Consider the following 18064-nt stretch of genomic DNA (forward strand, 5'->3'; position numbering starts at 1 on the left):
TGACCTCCCCTGGGGTCCCTGCCGCCCCTTCCTTGCCCATCTGTCACGGCGTCAGGTCGCGTCCCTGCGAGGGGTTCACACGAGTTCGAGTGGTTCGTCCCTGTTGGCGAGTGCCGCGTAGTGGCCGCCGAGGGTCATCAGTTCGTCGTGGGTGCCGCGTTCGACGATCTTGCCGCGGTCGAGCACGATGATCTGGTCGGCGTCGCGGACGGTGGACAGGCGGTGGGCGATCGTGATCGTCGTACGGCCGCGCGCCAGCGCGTCGAGCGCCTCCTGCACGGCCCGCTCGGTCTGCGTGTCCAGGGCGCTGGTGGCCTCGTCGAGGATCAGCACCGGCGGGTCGCGCAGCAGCGTACGGGCGATGGCCAGGCGCTGCTTCTCGCCCCCTGAGAAGCGGTAGCCGCGCTCGCCCACCAGTGTGTCGAAGCCGTCCGGGAGCGCGGCGATGTGGTCGTGGATGCGCGCGGCCCGCGCCGCCGCCTCCAGTTCCTCGTCGGTGGCCGACGGCTTGGCGAAGCGCAGGTTCTCGGCGATCGAGGCGTGGAACAGGTACGTCTCCTGCGACACCACGCCGACCGCCTCGCTCAGCGTCTCGAACGTCAGTTCCCGAACGTCCACCCCGTCGATCGTGACCCGCCCGTCGTTGACGTCGTAGAGCCTGGGAGGCAGGTAGCTGAGCGTGGTCTTGCCCGAACCCGTCTCGCCGACGATGGCCAGGCTGCCGCCCGGGGGCACGGTGACGTCCACGCCGGTCAGCGTGGGGGAGCCGTCGTAGGAGAAGTCGACGTTCTCGAAGCGGACCTCGCCGCGTACGCCGTCGAGGGTGCGCGTGCCGGGATGGATGTCCACCGGCAGGTCCAGGTACTCGAAGATGCGCCCGAACAGCGCGAGCGAGATCTGCACCTCGACCCCGAGCCGCAGCAGCGAGACCGCCGGCCTGAACAGGCTGGTCTGCAATGTCGTGAACGCCACCAGCGTCCCGACGGAGATCGCGCCCGTGTGCCCGACGGCCCAGTAGATCATCGCGGGCATGGCGGCCATGACGATCTGGATCGACGACTGCCGCCAGCGCCCGGCCATGCTCATGCGAACGCCGAGGTCGGCCAGCTCGTCGGAGGCCCGGCCGAAGCGCTCGGTCATTTCGGCGGAGCGGCCCATGGTGCGGCCGAGCAGGATGCCGCTGATCGACAGCGACTCCTGGACCATCGCGGAGATCGTGGCCAGCTTGCGCTGCCGCTCGGAGGTGATGCGCTTGCGTTCTGTGCCGACCTTGCGGCTGATCCACACGAAGATCGGCAGCGTGGCGAGCGAGAGCAGCGTCAGCCGCCATTCGAGCGCGGCCATGGCCACGATCGTCGCGATCACGGTGGTGAGGTTGGAGATGAAGGAGGAGGCGGTCGTGGTGAGCACCGACTGCATCCCGCCGATGTCGTTGGCGATGCGCGACTGGACCTCGCCGGTCTTGGTGCGGGTGAAGAACGCCAGCGACATGCGCTGCAGGTGGGTGTAGACGGAGATGCGCAGGTCGTGCATCACGCGCTGGCCCATGGTCGTGGAGACCAGGGTCTGCAGCACGTCGAACACGCTGGTGGTGACCGCCACGCCGATCATGCCCAGCGCCAGCAGCGTCAGCAGGCCGGCGTCCCGGGCGGGGATCGCCACGTCCAGCACCTCGCGCAGCAGGAACGGGGAGGCCAGTGACACCAGCGACGAGGCCAGGATGAGCACGGCCACGAGGGACAGGCGGCCTCGGTAGGGGGTGAACAGCTTGATGATGCGCCCGAGCGGCGCGCGTGGTTCGTCCGCCAAGGGGGAGCTCCTTTCAGATGTCCACTCAAACAGAGGTTAGCTCATAATTGTTCCGGCTAAACTTGTTGCCATGGAGGAGAAGGAGCTCGCCGAGCTCTTGCACCTGGTCAGCAGGCGGTTGCGGCACGGTTATGTGCGTCGGCTGGTGCCGCTCGGGCTCAATCCCGGGCAGGCGCGGGCGCTGCGGGCGCTGGCCGACGCCGACCGGCCGCTGCGGATGGTGCAACTCGCCGACGAGCTGCGGATCGTGCCGCGCTCGCTCACGCCCGTGGTGGACGCCCTGGAGGAGGCGGGGCTGGCGCGCAGACAGGTCGATCCGGCCAACCGCCGTTCCACACTGGTCGTGATCACCCCCGAGGGGCGGACGCTGTCGGCCCGCGCGCGAGGGGCGCGTGTGGAGGCCGGCGAGGATCTGTTCGCGGTGCTGTCGAAGGATCAGCGCGAACAGCTCAGCGCGCTGCTGACGCTGGTGGACGGCCAGTTCCGGTGACAGCGCCCGGCGATGGGCTGACGGCGGGTGGGGCGATGACGGGCCAGGCGACGCCCGGCGGGGTGACGGCGGGCCAGGTTCCAGTTTCCGTGGTGGCGGGCTAGGTTCCGGTTTCCGTGACGGCGCCGCCGACGACTGTTGCGAGGCAGGGCGGCTGGGCCAGCAGCGCCGTGTACGGATAGCGCCCGCGGGCGTCGAAGACGGCGAAGTCGGCCCGGCTGCCGGGGGCCAGCGTCCCGATCCGCCCCGCGCCCCGGTTCATGCCCAGCGCCCTGGCCCCGCCCATCGTCGCGGCCCGCACCAGCCGGCCGTCGAGCCCTTTGGTGCGCAGGCCGCGTTCGCGGGCGCCGCGCCTGATGGCCCCTGCCATGGCGAGCAGGCTTTCCGTGCCCGGTGGCGAGCCCGTGCCGAGGGCGACGTGGTTGCCTTCGTCCAGCAGCGTCAGCACGTCGGCCGCCGAGGCGGGCCCCGACGGGCAGACGGCGACCGCGCTCCCGCGCAGCCTGAGCAGCTTGCGCTCGCCGGGATCCAGTGGCCGGGCGCACGCGACGTGGCACAGCGGTCCCAGCACCCCGGCCTCGTCGAGTGCAGTGGGGGAGTGCCGGTCCAGGTCCACCAGCAGCCGCAGCCCGAACGTCCTGGCCAGCACGGCCACGTCCTCCAGCACCAGCGGGTGCCGCGTGTTCGCCGCGATCCCGACCGCGTACGGCCGATCGACCTCGCGGATGGCGGTGATGACCGCGTCCCGCTCGCGTTCCTCCCACTCCTCCTCGTTGCCGCTGGTCACCTCGACGTAGGAGATGCCCGGCGCCCCGCAGGGCTCGGCCAGGTCGGAGACCACGTACGCGCGTGCCGTCACGCCGGGGGAGGGGACGCAGGCGCGGGCGTCGACCAGCCCGGCCACGATCATCCCCGTCCAGCGCACCTCGTGGGCGACCGGGCCTGAGGCGAGCACGTCGGTCCGCGATCCCACCCGCAGCACCCGTTCGCCGCGCACGGCGACGGCTCCGTCGCGGATGGGCTCGGCGCTGACGGGCAGCACCAGCGGAGCGGAGTGGACCACGACGGGCGCGGGCGCGCGCCTGCCGAGAGCCGGACGGGCACGCTTTGCAGGAGGCATAGGTTCTCCCGTCGGATCTTCTCTTCACGGCATTAAACGTGAGCCAAGGACAGTACGCAATCTGGACGAACCCTACGAATCTTTAGGTAAGTATCGCCCGGAGAGCCGGGCCAGTTTCAGGCTCAGGTGCAGCGCGAGCCGCTCGCCGCCGTCCTTGAGGTCGGTGCGCGCCAGCTCCTCCACCCGTTGCAGCCGGTAGTACAGCGAGGTCCTGTGCAGCCGCAGCGCCCGCGACGTGGCGCTCGCGCTCCCCGCCAGGTCCAGGTACGTCTCCAGCGTCTCCAGCAGCGGCAGGTGCTGCGCGTCCGCCAGCAGCCCTTCGAGCCCCGGATGCAGCTCCTGGTCGGGCAGATGGGTGAGCATCCGGTAGACGCCCAGGCGGGCCCATTCCGCGGTCCGTCCGAGTCCCGGCACCCGCGCGGCCACCTCGGCCGCGTGCCTGGCCTCCCGGTACGACTCCGCCGCGGCGGTCAGAGCGGGCCGCGAGCGCCCGACCCCGACGGTCACCGGCACCGGCATGGCCAGGTGCAGTTCGTCGGCGGAGACCGGCGGCCCCGCGGTGAGCAGCACGGCGTGGTCGTAGCGGACCAGGTGCAGCGGGTGGTGCCCGCTCAGCCGCCGCCGCAGCGTCAGCAGCCCGCGTTCCAGCGCCAGCCGCAGCGCCTCGTCGGGTTCGGCGGCCGACGGACGGGCCACCAGCACCGTCACCGGCCGCCCCTGCGGGAACGCGCCCGCCTCGATGAGCTGCGTGGCCGCCTCCCGCTCGCCGAGCAGCAGCCCGGTCACCGCCTCCAGTTCCCGGTGCGAGGCCAGGCCGCTGGCCAGGCTCTCGTGGAACAGGGCCAGCGCGAGCCCGGGGGCGGCGGCCCCGGCCTCGGCGATCTGGTCGCCGGTCATGGCAGGCTCGGAATCGATGAACCACATGAAGCCGAGCAGCCCGTCGGCGTGGCGTACCGGGACGCAGAGGCGCGGCAGCAGGCCCAGGTGCGGCGCGCCCGGGGTGCGCAGCGGGCCGGCCGCGTCGTGCACGCCTGCCTCGCGCAGCCACTGGCGGACCTCGGGGGTGGTGTGCCGGCGCAGGATCGAGTCGCGGCGGACGACGTCCATGGCGCCGTTCTGCTCGCTGTATGCCACCACGCGCTGCATCCGGTCCTCAAGCAGGAGGGGACGGCCGAGACGGGCGGCGAGCTCGTCGACGATCCGCTGGAGATCCGCCACACCACACCCTTACGTGGATATTTCAACAATTGTCGGATGGATCACTACATGTCTTCCCTACAACTGATCGGTGATCTCCGTCAATAACGTCTATACCGTCGATTCGTGATTGCCCCGAAGAAGCTGCTGAAGGGTTTGCTGGCGGCCCTCGTGCTGATCCCGGTGAGCCTGATGGCGACCCCTGCTTCCGCAGCACCCCCTGATGACCTCGAATATCCGTGGCGGCAGAACCACTGGCCGCGAACGCAGCCCTGGCAGATGGACGCACCCGCCGACGGCCAGGCGCTGCGCACCCGCCCACCCGGCGGCCTGCAGCCCATCGATCCGCAGAACTGGAAGAACCCCGACCATATGACGTGGGCGGACTACAAGAAGCCGCCCGGCACCAACTGGAACGACCCTGCCGTCAAGGGCTCGAAACGCACCTTCAAGGGCGCGCTCGTGCTGCTCGACTACCCCAACCAGCCGTTCGTGGTCACCCAGGGCAAGGGCTCGACGATCTTCGCCAACCCCAGCGCCGAGGCCCACGACATCCCGCGTGACCAGGTGGCGAAGTTCTACCAGGACTTCCTCAACACCCCGAACCAGCTCAACCGCGGCCACACCATCCACGAATACTGGATGGAGGACTCCGGCGGACGAATCGGCGTGGAGCTGACCGGCTTCGGCCCCTACACGATGCCGGGCAAGGACCACGAGTACGCCATGGAGTACCAGCGTGACGCCTGCCCCGCCGGCGACACCTGCACCAAGAACCTGCGCTCCGACGGCAACGCGGCCTGGGTGGCCGACGTCGGCGACGAGGCGGCCGGCCAGTTCGACTTCGTCTTCTACCTGAGCGCCGGCCAGGACGAGTCGTCGACCTGGCAGGAGTTCGGGATGATGAAGTTCCCGAACAAGGAGGCCGTGACCGACGAGTGGGGTCCGCCCGACCCCGCGCTGCCCAACTGGTCCAAGACCCGCTACGTCGAGTGGACCTCCTGGCAGGCCGGCTCCACCTTCTGGCCCAACGCCCGCTTCGGTGTCGACTCGGTCCAGGCCGAGAGCTCCGGCATGGCCGTCTACGCCCACGAGTTGAGCCACATCATGGGCATCGCCGACAACTACAACAACCCGTACGCGGTGCCGCCGCGCCGGGCGTACACCGGCATCTGGGAGATGCTCAGCCGAGGCAGCTTCAACGGCCCGGGCGGCCCGCACTCGCGCTGGCTGATCCCGCCGACCTCGGGCGGGTCCATGGGTGCTCAGCACATGCTCCGCAACAAGATGAAGCTGGGCATGGTCGACGAGCGCAACGTCCTGCGCCTGTCGCGGGCGGCTCTCGGCGAGTCCGGCCTGGTCACGGCGAAGGTTCTGGCCCGTGCGGTGCAGCCGGGCAAGAACGAGCTGTCCGGCGTCAACATCTCCTTCGACACCAAGGACCTCAGCACCTGCCAGGCGAGCGACCCGCTGTGCGACGGCGGCGGCTACGACAACTACACCGTCGAGGTCGTGGACCGCATGGGCTCCGACTCCTTCACCCCCGACTCGGGCGTGCTCCTGGCCAAGACCAAGAACCAGGACAACTCCCCGTTCGAGTGGGTGATCGACGCCAATCCGCAGGACATCGGCATGACCGACTACGTGCTGCCCGACGGGACCGAGGTGCCGATCACGATCGGCGACTACCGCCAGCTCTCCGACGCGCTCTTCCACGCCGGCACCGACTCCGGCAGCGAGTACGAGTACGTGGACCAGGCCAACCGCCTGCACTTCTACGTCACCGACGTGGAGCGCGACCGTGACGGCGAGCTGTCCTACACGGTCTCGATCCGCTCGCTGGACGGCGCGGGCCCGCAGAAGCGCGGCGTCAGGCTGCTGCCCGCCGCCGGGATCCCCACCGGGAAGGACGTCACCACCTGCAAGTTCCCGCTGTTCAACACGGGCAGGGCCGCCCCCGCCAAGGGGCAGCACCCGCAGGACGTCAGCGCCTACCTGAACTCCGATGTCTACCGCCTCAAGGCCGAGGTCCAGGGCAAGGGCTGGGCCGCCCGGCTCCCGAACGCGCTGGCCTCCGTCGCCTTCGGCAAGCAGGAGTTCGTGAGCGTGAACGCGGTCCGCCAGCCCGGCGCGGACCCGCTGGCCAAGGTCAAGCTCACCGCCACCTCGGAGAGCGATCCGGGCAAGACCGTGACCGCCACCTGTCATGTGATCGCGATTTAGCGAGATCGGTGGGGTACGGCTGGCGCGGGCCGTACCCCATCGGCTTGAATCACCCCGAGGGGGTGTTCGTTGACAGGGGATCTACCGGATAAACCTCGACAACGACGGCGAAAGCTTCGATGGGCCGCGCCCGTTTCGGCGGGTCTGGCGGCAGCCGCGGCGAGCGTGCTGACGGCGTCCGTGGATTGGGAGATCCCGCCCGTCGCCAAGATCGGCGTGACCATGGCGGCGGCCCTCCTCGTCGGGCTGACCACCTGGGCCACCACGGACACGCGGCCCCAGCGCGAGCTGCCCGCCGACCCCGGCTCGCTCGCGCCCGACCAGTGGCCGCCCGTGCCCGAGCACTTCACCGGGCGCGCGGAACCGCTCGCCGAGCTGCGCGAGGTCTTCTCCGCCCGCCGCAATCCCTCCGACCTCTCGCCCCCGATCGTGGTCTCCGTGTACGGCCGAGGCGGCGTCGGCAAGTCGGCGCTGATGACCAGGTTCGGGCAGGAGGTCGCCGACTGGTTCCCCGACGGCAGGCTCTACGCCGACCTGCGCGGCGGCGTCGACGCCCCGGTACGCCCCGACGAGGTCCTGATCGGGTTCCTGCGCGCGCTGGACGTACGCCTGACCACCGACCCCGGCGGGCTGGACGAGTTGCGCAAGCTCTGGCTGACCTGGACCAAGGGCCGCAGGATCCTCATCGGCCTCGACAACGCCCACGACGCCGACCAGGTCAAAGCGCTGATCCCGGCCGAGCAGGGCTGCGCGGTGCTGGTCACCTCGCGCGCGCCGCTGTACCTGAACGGCACGCACGACACGCGGCTGGGCGTCTTCAGCGAGGCGCACGGCGTGGAGCTGCTGGCCAGGCTGGCCGGCGGCGCCAGGATCGTGGACGACCTCGACGCCGCCAAGGAGATCGTCCGGCTCTGCGACTACCTGCCGCTGGCCGTCAACATCTGCGGCGGCCGGCTCGCCACCCGCGAGCAGTGGACGCTGCGCGAGATGGCCGGCCGGCTGGCCGACACGCGCCGCCGTCTCGACCAGCTCGAAGTCGCCCAGACCGTCGACAAGAGCGTGCGGGCCTCGGTCCAGCTCAGCTACGACGACTGCACGGGGATGCAGCGCCGCCTGCTGCGGCTGCTCAGCGCGCTGCCCTCGGCCGACGTGCCCGGCTGGGTGGCCGGCGAACTGCTCGACATCTCCGGGCTCGACGGCGCCGACCAGCTCGAAGCCCTCATCGACGCCCAGCTCGCCGAGTGCTCGGGCACCGACCAGACCGGCACGATGCGCTACCGCCTGCACGACCTGGTCAGGGTGTTCGCGGCCGAGCTGGCCGAGCGGGACGAGGCAGAGCGGCGACGCGCCGCGATCGAACGGGTGCTCCACGGCTACCGCCGCCGCGCCGAGGATGCGGCCCAGAACCGCTGGCCGCAGGACTGGAGCAGAGGCGGCCGCCGCGCCAGCGCCGACGGCCAGCTCAGGGCCGGTGACTGGCTCAACGCCGAGCGGCTCACGCTCCTCGCCATGATCTACCTGGCCCGCCAGCTCCGGCTGTGGGAGCTGACGTGGGGGCTGGCCAGGGCGTTCTGCTCGTTGTGCCACTCGCTGCGCGCGTACTGGTCCGACTGGTCCGCCGTGGCCGAGATCGGCCGCGAGGCCGCCTCACAGACGGGCGACCGGCGGGCGCTGGCCATCGCGCTGCTCGACAGCGCCTCCGTGCACGGCGGACTCGGGCTGCGCGAGCGGGCGCTGGGGGAGGCCGAGCAGGCGCTGGAGATCTTCACCGAACTGGGCGAGTCGTGGTGGGCGGCCAGGGCGATGCGCACGATCGGGATGACGCTGTTCAGCGACGGCCACCTCGACCGGGCACAGGACTACCTGATCGGGGCCATCACCGGGTTCAAGGGCGAGGACGACCTGTGGTGGATGGCCCGCACCCAGCGCAACCTGGCCGAGATGCGCATGGCCGAGCGGCGTCCAGAAGAGGCCAGGGAGCTCCTTGAGGACGCGCTGGAGATCTTCAAACGCGAGGGCAACCGCTACTCCGAGGCCCAGACGCTGCGCGTCTACGGCGAGGTGCTGGCGGCCCAGGCCAGAGGCGACTACCGCACCGGCGACCACCGGCTGGCGGCCAACCTGTTCACCAGGGCGGGCTTCAGCCTCGACCGGGCCGCCGAGATGTTCAGGCAGCGGGGCGAGCTGTGGGAGGAGGCCCGCTGCCTGCGCGCCGCGGGCGAGGTCGGAGATCCCGACAACGGGCTGCGCGAGCTGGACTTCGTCCGGCGGGCCGAGGAGATCCTGGTCGCGCTCGGCGACTCCTGGGGCGTGGCCCGCACCGCCGTCTCCGCGGGGCGGGCGCTGGCGCGTCTGGGGCGGATCGAGGAGTCGGAGCAGGAGCTGCGACGGGCGGTGCAGGCGTTCGAGGCGCTGGAGGACCGCTGGTGGATGGCGCTGAGCTTGCGCTACCTCGGGGAGGCGCACCTGGAGGCGGGCGGACGCGGGGCCGCCGTCGGACCGCTGGAGCAGGCCAGGGACATCTACCGCAGCCTCGGGAATGAGGCCGGCATGCGCAGAACCCTGGAGCTCCTCAGACGCGCGGCGGCCTGACGGCGGGCGGCCCGCTCATGTCATCGGGGCCGATCGGGGCTCTGAGCAGTTCGCCTGCCGTCTGCCTGGCCTGCAGGATGCTCTCCTCGAACAACTTGCGCACGTGCGCCGCCTGGTCGGCCAGCTCCCTGATGTGGCCGTGGGCCAGGTCGTCCCTGACGGTGTCGGCGAGCAGCTCCTGGTACTCGGGCGTCTTGGCGGCCAGCGCCTCCAGTCGCGTGTGCGTGTGGAAGACCTTGTCGGCCTTGAGCACCTGCTTGGCGTACTTCTCCAGATGGCGCACGCGCCTGGTCAGCGACGTCCAGGCGGCGTCGAGCGCGCTCGTGTACGGCTTGAACGCGTCCTCCATGCCGGTCGGCAGGTCACGCGGGATGATCTTGCCTTGCTCGGCGTGCATGGACGACAACCGCCGCAGCCGCTGGGCGATCTGCCAGACCTCCTCGGGCAGCGACACCTGGTTGTCGATGGTGTCGATCAGCCCGGCGTGGTGGACGCGGGAGCGCAGGATGGCCTCGACCGCGTTCTGGGCCCTGCGCAGCAACATCTGGCAGGGATAGTCCAGCTCCTCGGGGAGGATGTACTGCTGCGCGTGGGCCTGGGCCAGGCGCAGTCTTCGCCTGGTCGTTCGATAGGTGCTGTCCAGCGCCATCCATCGGAACAGGACGATCAACCCGATGCCCACGCCGGCGGTCATGAGGAGGGGCGATCCGGCCACGACGGCGAGTACCAGCAGGAAGCCCGGGAGTATGAGGAGTATGGCGGGGTTGTGCGTGGTGTCCATGCGTCTGCCGGAGCGAGCCATACGGAGTATGTGCAGATGCGACCGTAGCTCGGCTGAGATCGCCGGGGGCAGCGATGGGTCGATCACCAGCCGGGGAGGCAGCGCTCGTGGATCCATACGTTCATGCTGCGTTATGAAGGTCGCATTCGCTCATCTTTGAGGGACATATAGGGTCGAGATAATGACAGAGATGACGAGATGGATCGATCTGGAAGGCGCGGTCAACGCGCGTGACCTGGGCGGGCTCCCCACGAGTGACGGCGGTCACACTCTCAGCGGCCGCATCTTCCGCGCCGACAACCTGCAGGGACTCACCCCCGCGGACGTGGCCCTGCTGGTGAACGAGCTGAACCTGCGCCATGTCGTAGATCTCCGATCGAACGCCGAGGTGTCGCTGGAGGGCCCGGGCCCGCTGACGCAGGTGCCCGAGGTGCGCCACCACCACCTGACGCTGTTCGCCGAAGGAGGCAGGCACACCGATGTCGAGGCCGACACCATCGACGGCGACCGGGTGCTGCCGTGGGCCGAACGCGTGCTGGACGAAGAGCTCCGCGTGAGCGGCTTCTACTTCGGCTACCTGCGCGACCGGCCCGACTCGGTGGTCGCCGCGCTGCGCGCCATGGCCATGAACGACGGCGCCTCGCTGGTGCACTGCGCGGCCGGCAAGGATCGCACCGGCGTGCTGTCGGCGCTGGCGCTGGAACTGGCCGGCGCGACCCGGGAGGCGATAGTCGATGACTACGTCGCCACGGGCGAACGCCTTGAGCTGATACTCAAGCGGCTGCGCGGCAGCGCCACCTACCGCGACGACCTCGACGCACGGCCCGCCGACGACCACCGGCCCCGCGCCCGCTACATCGAGCAGTTCCTCGGCGTCCTGGACGTGCGCTTCGGCGGCCCGCTGGAGTGGCTGGGACGCCACGGCTGGACGGACGCCGACACCGCCGCCATGCGCGCCCGCCTGCGTGACTGAGCTCAGCCCAGGTGCACCACGATCCGCTGGGCCGCCGACAACCTGGCCGCCTCGATGACGGTCAGCACGTCGATCGCGCTCTGCGGATCCACGGGCGGCGCCGCGCCATCCCGCAGCGCCGCCACCACGCCCCGATAGAAGTCCAGGTACGACCCCGGCTCCGTCAGCACCGCCCGCTGATCGTCCACGGTGCCGAGCACGCCCCAGCGCTCCTGCTCGTCGTCCCCGAACCCGGGCGCATCGGGTGACATCCCGGCCCGCAGCCGCTCCTCCTGCACGTCCATCCCGTACTTCACGAACCCCGCCTCCGACCCCAGCACCCGGAACCTCGGGCCCGGCAGCGGGGCCACCGCGCCGGCCCACAGGTGCGACCGGGCGCCGCCCGCATGGGTCAGCGCGACGAACGTGTCGTCGTCCGAGCCCACCCCCGCCCGCCGGACGTCGCTCTCGCAGTAGACCTCCCGCACCGGCCCCAGAAGCTGGACGGCCTGGTCGACGAGATGGGTTCCCAGGTCGTAGAGCAGGCCGCCGACCTCCTCCTCGCCGCCGCTCTCCCGCCAGCCGCCCTTCGGCACCGGCCGCCACCGCTCGAACCGCGACTCCAGCCGCCTCACCTCACCCAGACGCCCCTCACCGACCAGCCTCCGCAAGGTGCGGAAGTCGCCATCCCACCTCCTGTTGTGGAAGACGGTCAACATCACCCCGCGCTCCTCGGCCAGCCGCGACAACTCCCGCCCCTCCTCGGCGGTCCTGGCCAGCGGCTTGTCCACAACGACGGGCAACCCCTGGGCAAGCGCGGCAGCGGCCGTGCTCACATGGGTCCTGTTGGGCGAGGCCACAACCACGAGATCACAAAGACGCCAGAGCTCTTCCACGTCGGAAACAGCCCGCACCCCATACTTCGCCTCAACCTCGGCCCGCCGCCCGGAATCACGGGTCACAACAGCGGCCAACACCAGCCCCGGGGTGGCATGGATCAGCGGCGCATGAAAGAACGCCCCAGCAGGCCCGTATCCAACAAGACCAACCCGGATATCACTCATCGGCCCAGGCTATCCCGGCCCACGAAGAAACCACTTAACAGGCCAACAGGGCGCACGTAACGGCGCCCCGCCACTGAAGGGCTCAGAGGCCGTTTTCCTGGAGGGCCCTCAGCCGAAGTGCGGGGGTGGCGGGTGGGGAGGCGAAGCCGTACAAGATGGATGTGGGGTTTTTCGTGAAGAATCACTCGTCATCGCGCTCGGCGAGGAAGCGCTCGAACTGGGCGGCGAGTTCGTCGCCGGTGGGCATCGGGGTGGTTTCCGCCATCAGGTTCTCGCGCTCCGTGCCGCCCGCGAAGGCGTCGTACTGCTGTTCCAGCCCCGTGATGGCGGTGGACAGTTCGGTGGAGGCCTGGATCTGCTCCTCGATCTCCGTCGTCGTGCGGCCGGCCGCCTCGCGCAGCGTGTCCATCGGGAACACCAGCCCCGTGCCTCTCGTCACCGCCTCCAGGGCGGCGATGGCGGCGGTCGGGTACTCGGCCTGCGAGAGGTAGTGCGGCACGTGCACCGCGTACCCGAGCGCGTCGTGGCCCTGCGCGCCGAGCCGCAGTTCCAGCAGCGCGGCCATGCTCCCCGGGACCTGGACGCGTCCGAACGCGCTCGTCTGTGAGTTGATCAGCTCGGGCCTGCTGGCGTGCATGGTGATGCCCAGCGGCCGGGTGTGCGGGACGGCCATCGGGATGCCGTGCGCCGTCACCAGCTTGCCCACGCCGAACCCCTGGGCCAGCGCGGCGACAGCCTTGGTGAACAGCTCCCATTCCCTGTCGGGCTCGGGCCCGCTCAGAATCAGGAACGGTGTCCCCGTCGAGTCCTTCGCGACGTGCACGATCAGTTCGGGGCTTTCACATTCGACCCATCGGTCGGTGTCGAAGGTCATGATGGGCCGTCGTGACCGGTAGTCGAGCAGCCGGTCCACGTCGAACGTCGCCACGACCCGGTGCTCCAGCTCGGCCAGCAGGTGGCCTACCGCGAGGCGTCCGGCACCCCCGGCGTCGACGAAACCGTCGAAGTAGTACAGCAACACCGGATCGGTCAGCTCGGGCGCATCGTCTGCGAGCTGGTAGAGATCCTTCGGGTCGAACACGGTTGGACAGCCTTTCCCTAGGTACTCTTCACCAGAACCTACGGCGCGTCGGAACGATTCCGTGCACGGCACCCTATCGAGGAACAATGGGACGTATGGTCGGGGAGCCGGAGATCGAGGCGTCCGAGTCCAGGATGTTCGACCTGGCCAGGGCGGGCGGCACCGAACCATCGCGAGCGGGGGTCCCGGCCGATCTGGCCAACGCCGAAGGTGACACTTTGCTGATGCCGGCGGCTTATTACGGTCACGCCGACACTCTACGAATGCTTGTCACATTTGGGGCCGATCTCCACCGGGTCAACGAGCGTGGCAAGAAACCGCTCGCGTGCGCGGTGTTCAAGAAGGAGTCCGCCGTGGTCAGAGCGTTGCTCGACGCCGGGTGCCGATCCGAACGCCGGAGCGCCGTCCGTGTGCGACACGGTATGAATGTTTGCGAATGACCAGTTTATCCGGTGGTTCACGCAAAGTGATTCATAGTATGAAATAAGCGTTAAAGACCTCGAAGTTGCCGAGTGTGGCCTTTCGAATGGTCCATCGTCATGCTGGATGGCGTGGTTACTTCTGCGCACTCCTTCAGTAGGCGACCGCTCCACATCCCTCCGCTGCCGTGTCCGTTCCCCGACGAGATCAACGTGCATGCCACGGAGGTCGACGCGGAGAGCCACGCATGGCTGGCCGCCTCAACAATGCTCAACGGCGCCGAGACGATCGAGCACTTCCGGCGCTCAAAGATCGGCCTGCTCGCGGCACGGACCAATCCCACCGTGCCGCGCGACAGCCTCCGGCTGATCAACGACTGGTACAACTGGCTCTTCGCGTTCGACGACGCGTTCTGCGAGGGCGAGCTGATGGGACACCGGGCCTCTGCTCTGGCCCGCGCCCTGCCGCCGCTCCTCGAGATCCTCGACGGCCGCAGAGTGCCGGACGACGACGACCCCTTCGGCCTGGCCCTCAACGAACTCCTCCACCGGATCTCGGAAGCCGCCACTCCCGCGCAGGTGGACAGGTGGCGGACCACGGTGAAGGAGTACCTGTTCGCCCAGATCTGGGAGGCCGCCAACAGGGAGGCGGACCTCATCCCCACCCCTGAGGACTACGTCCTGATGCGGCGCATCACCGGAGCCACCTACACGTGCTTCGCGCTCATCGACGCGGGCGGAGGCTACCGGCTGGAGGCGGAGGAGTGGCACCATCCCGATGTGCGCACCCTTTCCGACCTGGCGTGCGACCTCATCGGCTGGGACAACGACCTGCTCTCCTACGCCAAGGAGCGCAGCAATGACAAAGCCAGGCACAACCTTGTCACGGTGCTGGCCACGCACAAGGCCCTCTCGCTGCAGGACGCCCTGCGCGAGGTGTCACTGATGCACAACCAGGCGATCGCCGCCTTCCTCGAAAGGCGCGCGGCCGTCGAACACTGGGCCACGCTCCCGGTCAGGAAATACATACGGGGCCTCGAACACTGGGTGCGGGGACACATCGCGTTCTCGCTCGCCAGCGCCCGTTACATAGGCGCCTGGCCGCAGGACACCCACTGGCCGCAGGCGGGCTGAGTCAGCTCTCGTCAGGGGCGTCCGAGTCGCTATCCAGCGCGAGCTCGGACGCCTCGTCGAGATCGAGCTGATGCCCGTCCTCGAACGCGTTCTTGTAAGCCAGCTCGCCCATGCGCCGCGCGCAGTCGCGCACGCACGCGTTGTGGTCCTCGGTCAGGAACGGCGCGCCCATCTGCGGCAGGCCGGCAGCGCGCCAGTTCTGGTGCAGCGCGCCGAGCAGCCGGGCCGCCAGCGGCAACCGGTCGAGTGTCACGAAGATCCGCGCCAGCGTCTCCAGCACCAGCAGGGTGCCCAGCGTGTCGTGGAAGTGGCGCTTGATCCGCAGGCCCTCCCTGGCGCTCTGCAGCGCCTCGTCGGGGCGTCCCGTCGCCAGCTTGGTCAGCGACATCGCCCACTGCGCGTACGAGCTGACCCACAGCTCCCCGCGCTCCCTGCACACCTGCAGGCAGTCCTGAAGCAGCGACTCGGCCTCGAAGAGCTCGCCCTGCGCCGACAGCACCAGCGACAACTCGACGATCGCGGGCAGCAGGCCGGGGTTGAGCTCCTTGTTGTCGGTGTTGAACTCGATCGCCACGCCCAGCAGCGCGCTGGCCTTCTGCATGTCGTCCTGGAGCAGCGCCGCCGTGCCCTGCATCTTGGAGGCCAGGATCACCGCCCGGGAGTCGCCGACCTTGATCGCCTCGTTGCTGCAGGTCTCGGCCGTGACCTGGGCTCCCGCGCTGTCACCCTGGGCGCTGCGCACGTACGAGAGCACCCACAGGGCCTTGCAGCGCTCCTTGCTCAGAGCGGGATTGGCCTCCAGCGCCCGCTCCAGGTACAGCCGTCCCTCGCGGACGAACCCGCAGCAGATCCACATGAACCACAACGACGACAGCAGGGTCAGCGCCAGCACTTCCTTGCCCGGCGACCTGAGCGCGTAGTCCAGCGCCACCCGCACGTTGTCGTGCTCCTGCCGCATGCGGACGAACCAGTAGATCTGGCGCGGCCCTGACCAGGCGTCCTCGCTGCGCTGGGCCAGGCTCAGGTAGTACTCCAGGTGCCGCTGGCGCATCTGCTCGGTCTGCCCGAGCTTGTCCAGCCACTCCTCGCCGTACTCCGCGAGGGTGTCGATCAGCTTGTAGCGGACGCCGGCGTGGTCGCTCCTGATCAGCAGGATCGACTTCTCGACCAGCCCGGTGACCAGGTCGGTGATGTCTTCGGACGGCAGTCGCCCGTCCGAGCAGACGAACCTGGCCGCGTCCAGTTCGAAGTCTTTGGCGAACACCGACAGCCGCGCCCACAGCAGCCTCTCCGCGGGATCGCACAGCTCGTGGCTCCAGCCGATGGCCGCGCGCAGCGTCTGGTGGCGCGGCAGCGCGGTGCGGCTGGCGCCGGCCAGCAGGCTGAACCGGTCGGCCAGCAGGCCCAGGATCTGCTCCACCGACAGGGCGCGCAGCCGCACCGCCGCCAGTTCGATCGCCAGTGGGATGCCGTCGAGCCTGCGGCAGAGCTCGGCGACGGGGCCGATGTTGGTCTCGTCGAGCACGAAATCGGGCACGCTGGCCCCCGCCCTGGCCGCGAACAGCTGGACGGACTCGTTGGTGAACAGGCTCTCGGCCGGGTCGTCGCCCGGCACCTGCAGCGGCGGCACCGGCATCACGTGCTCGTACGGCAGTTGCAGCGACTGCCGCGAGGTGGCCAGCACCTTCAGGTTGGGCGCGGCCTCCAGCAGCTCGTGCACCAGCTCGGCGCAGCCCTGCACCAGGTGCTCGCAGGTGTCGATGATGAGCAGCATGTCGCGCTCGCCCACCCACTCCGACAGCGACTCCGACTCCGTGCGCGAGGACTGGTCGGCGATGCCGAGCGCCGAGGAGATGGTGTGTTTGACCATGCCCGCGTCCTGTAAGCGGGCCAGATCGGCGAACCAGACGCCGTCGGGATAGTGGGAGCGCACCTGGTGCGCCAGTCGCAGCACGGTGCGCGACTTGCCCACGCCGCCGATGCCGGTGACGGTCACCAGACGCGACTCGCTCAGGTGCCGTTTCAGGTTGGACAGGAGCCGTGTCCGGCCGACGAAGCTGGTGAGCTCTGTCGGTAGATTGCCTTCTCTCCACCGGCCTGACGGAGTGGCCATGGGCAGCCTCACGGGGGATGGGCGACACCTGCCTTCGCATCGTACCGCCGTGTTCCCGGCCTGTCCGTGGAGCTGAGGAGACGCCGGGTACGGATTTGTCCCTCCGGATAGCATGTCTATCGTGGAAGATTTTCTACCTGAGCAGACCGCCGACGACACCGACCTGGGGTGGGGCGACTGGCGCGACGAACGCGACCAGGACGCCTTCCTCCTCGACAACCGGCCCCCGCACTGGGGCTGAGCGTCGCCCCTGTGACGGTTAAAAAGGTTAAACCAATCGTTGACATGCCTGTTTCCAGCCCTTAACGTCTGTCACATTGGTTCAACCAATTGCCGTTGAGGAGGTGTCGCGATGGGTGTGGACCTCTCCTACCTCGCGCAGAGGCTGGCCGCGGAGGCGATTCCCGAGCCGGGTACGGGCCGGTTGCGGCTGCCGACCGAGCGGGAGCTCGTCGAGTCGCTCGACATCAGCCGCGGCACGTTGCGCGAGCAACTGTCCATGCTGGAGATGCTCGGCTTCGTCGACCGCACCCAGGGGCGCGGCTCCTATCTCCAGGTGCCCGACGCCACCTTCCTGCGGCTGTACTTCGAGCTGTCCCGCGAACTCGGCCACCTCGACACGATCCAGTTCCGCACCGCGCGGGAGATGCTGGAGCTGTCGGTCGCCGAGGCGGCGGCGCGGCGGGCCACCGCCGACGACGTCGACGATCTGCGCCGGCTGGTCGATGAGATGGTGCAGGCCAGCGCGCAGGGTGACGACCAGCGGGCGGCCGAGGCGGACATGGAGTTCCACCGCCGGCTGTTCGCCATCGTCGACAACCCGATCTTCACCAACCTGCACGACGGGCTGAGCCACGCGCTGCGCAGCGAGATCGCCGAACGCCGCCGGCTGGCAATCGAGCGTTCGGGCCTCGCACCCGGTCAGAGCCGGGCATTGGACACCGTGCACTACGGCATCGTGGAGGCGATCGGCGAGCGTGACGCCGAAGGCGCGCGTGCCGCGATGAGCCGGCACTTCTCGGTCTGGTCCTCGCTGGTCGCCCGACCGTAGCGCGGCCCGTCCTCTGGGCGTCTCCGTACGGCCCCCAC

General features: G+C 69.6%; 14 protein-coding genes. 7 read left to right on the top strand and 7 right to left on the bottom strand.

Features of this window, described 5'->3' with window-relative positions:
• Window positions 1-75 precede the first annotated feature (75 nt).
• Entirely contained in the window at window positions 76-1809 is a 1734-nt protein-coding gene (locus ACFOY2_RS05925) for an ABC transporter ATP-binding protein (RefSeq protein WP_379526886.1), read from the bottom strand.
• A 70-nt stretch (window positions 1810-1879) separates the two neighbouring features.
• Between ACFOY2_RS05925 and ACFOY2_RS05930 the strand changes: the two genes are divergently transcribed.
• Window positions 1880-2299, top strand: a complete 420-nt coding sequence (locus tag ACFOY2_RS05930) for a MarR family winged helix-turn-helix transcriptional regulator (protein WP_379526887.1) — start codon at window positions 1880-1882, stop codon at window positions 2297-2299.
• A 100-nt stretch (window positions 2300-2399) separates the two neighbouring features.
• On the opposite strand, the gene ACFOY2_RS05935 is transcribed toward ACFOY2_RS05930, so the two are convergent.
• Window positions 2400-3419: an amidohydrolase family protein gene (locus tag ACFOY2_RS05935; RefSeq protein WP_379526888.1), complete on the bottom strand. Its 1020-nt coding sequence runs from the start codon at window positions 3417-3419 to the stop codon at window positions 2400-2402.
• Between the two features lie 72 nt (window positions 3420-3491).
• A complete protein-coding gene (locus tag ACFOY2_RS05940; RefSeq protein WP_379526889.1) occupies window positions 3492-4637 on the bottom strand; it encodes a PucR family transcriptional regulator in 1146 nt (381 codons plus the stop codon).
• Window positions 4638-4742: 105 nt separating this feature from the next.
• Between ACFOY2_RS05940 and ACFOY2_RS05945 the strand changes: the two genes are divergently transcribed.
• Both ACFOY2_RS05945 and ACFOY2_RS05950 read left to right on the top strand, forming a co-directional pair.
• Entirely contained in the window at window positions 4743-6839 is a 2097-nt protein-coding gene (locus ACFOY2_RS05945) for a M6 family metalloprotease domain-containing protein (protein WP_379526890.1), read from the top strand.
• Between the two features lie 165 nt (window positions 6840-7004).
• A complete protein-coding gene (locus tag ACFOY2_RS05950; protein ID WP_379526891.1) occupies window positions 7005-9431 on the top strand; it encodes an ATP-binding protein in 2427 nt (808 codons plus the stop codon).
• On the opposite strand, the gene ACFOY2_RS05955 is transcribed toward ACFOY2_RS05950, so the two are convergent.
• Window positions 9412-10329, bottom strand: coding sequence for a hypothetical protein (locus tag ACFOY2_RS05955; RefSeq protein ID WP_379526892.1), 918 nt, complete (start codon window positions 10327-10329; stop codon window positions 9412-9414). The two genes, ACFOY2_RS05950 and ACFOY2_RS05955, sit on opposite strands and share 20 nt — an antisense overlap.
• Window positions 10330-10402: 73 nt before the next feature.
• Here ACFOY2_RS05955 and ACFOY2_RS05960 point away from each other — a divergent pair, with 73 nt between their 5' ends.
• Entirely contained in the window at window positions 10403-11185 is a 783-nt protein-coding gene (locus ACFOY2_RS05960) for a tyrosine-protein phosphatase (RefSeq protein WP_379526893.1), read from the top strand.
• A gap of 2 nt (window positions 11186-11187) precedes the next feature.
• On the opposite strand, the gene ACFOY2_RS05965 is transcribed toward ACFOY2_RS05960, so the two are convergent.
• Both ACFOY2_RS05965 and ACFOY2_RS05970 read right to left on the bottom strand, forming a co-directional pair.
• Window positions 11188-12228, bottom strand: coding sequence for a Gfo/Idh/MocA family protein (locus ACFOY2_RS05965; protein WP_379526894.1), 1041 nt, complete (start codon window positions 12226-12228; stop codon window positions 11188-11190).
• 181 nt (window positions 12229-12409) lie between these two features.
• Entirely contained in the window at window positions 12410-13309 is a 900-nt protein-coding gene (locus tag ACFOY2_RS05970) for a proteasome assembly chaperone family protein (protein ID WP_379526895.1), read from the bottom strand.
• 95 nt (window positions 13310-13404) lie between these two features.
• Between ACFOY2_RS05970 and ACFOY2_RS05975 the strand changes: the two genes are divergently transcribed.
• Both ACFOY2_RS05975 and ACFOY2_RS05980 read left to right on the top strand, forming a co-directional pair.
• Complete coding sequence (locus ACFOY2_RS05975) at window positions 13405-13749, top strand: ankyrin repeat domain-containing protein (RefSeq protein ID WP_379526896.1); 345 nt, start codon at window positions 13405-13407, stop codon at window positions 13747-13749.
• A gap of 192 nt (window positions 13750-13941) precedes the next feature.
• On the top strand, window positions 13942-14862 hold the full coding sequence (locus ACFOY2_RS05980) for a terpene synthase family protein (protein ID WP_379526897.1): 921 nt from the start codon (window positions 13942-13944) through the stop codon (window positions 14860-14862).
• A 1-nt stretch (window position 14863) separates the two neighbouring features.
• On the opposite strand, the gene ACFOY2_RS05985 is transcribed toward ACFOY2_RS05980, so the two are convergent.
• Window positions 14864-16975, bottom strand: a complete 2112-nt coding sequence (locus tag ACFOY2_RS05985; protein ID WP_379526898.1) for an ATP-binding protein — start codon at window positions 16973-16975, stop codon at window positions 14864-14866.
• A gap of 352 nt (window positions 16976-17327) precedes the next feature.
• Here ACFOY2_RS05985 and ACFOY2_RS05990 point away from each other — a divergent pair, with 352 nt between their 5' ends.
• Window positions 17328-18026 (top strand): FadR/GntR family transcriptional regulator, encoded by a 699-nt coding sequence (locus ACFOY2_RS05990; protein ID WP_379526899.1) that lies wholly within the window; start codon window positions 17328-17330, stop codon window positions 18024-18026.
• The last annotated feature ends 38 nt before the right edge of the window (window positions 18027-18064 follow it).

It is taken from the genome of Nonomuraea purpurea, from assembly GCF_042650645.1.
GTDB lineage: Bacteria > Actinomycetota > Actinomycetes > Streptosporangiales > Streptosporangiaceae > Nonomuraea > Nonomuraea purpurea.

What these genes read in the sequence shown, in the direction of transcription:
- ACFOY2_RS05930 (WP_379526887.1), top strand. Translation starts at nt 1,880, where the DNA reads ATGGAGGAGAAGGAGCTCGCCGAGCTCTTGCACCTGGTCAGCAGGCGG.
- ACFOY2_RS05935 (WP_379526888.1), bottom strand. Translation starts at nt 3,419, where the DNA reads ATGCCTCCTGCAAAGCGTGCCCGTCCGGCTCTCGGCAGGCGCGCGCCC.
- ACFOY2_RS05955 (WP_379526892.1), bottom strand. Translation starts at nt 10,329, where the DNA reads ATGGATCCACGAGCGCTGCCTCCCCGGCTGGTGATCGACCCATCGCTG.
- ACFOY2_RS05960 (WP_379526893.1), top strand. Translation starts at nt 10,403, where the DNA reads ATGACGAGATGGATCGATCTGGAAGGCGCGGTCAACGCGCGTGACCTG.
- ACFOY2_RS05965 (WP_379526894.1), bottom strand. Translation starts at nt 12,228, where the DNA reads ATGAGTGATATCCGGGTTGGTCTTGTTGGATACGGGCCTGCTGGGGCG.
- ACFOY2_RS05975 (WP_379526896.1), top strand. Translation starts at nt 13,405, where the DNA reads ATGGTCGGGGAGCCGGAGATCGAGGCGTCCGAGTCCAGGATGTTCGAC.
- ACFOY2_RS05985 (WP_379526898.1), bottom strand. Translation starts at nt 16,975, where the DNA reads ATGGCCACTCCGTCAGGCCGGTGGAGAGAAGGCAATCTACCGACAGAG.
- ACFOY2_RS05990 (WP_379526899.1), top strand. Translation starts at nt 17,328, where the DNA reads ATGGGTGTGGACCTCTCCTACCTCGCGCAGAGGCTGGCCGCGGAGGCG.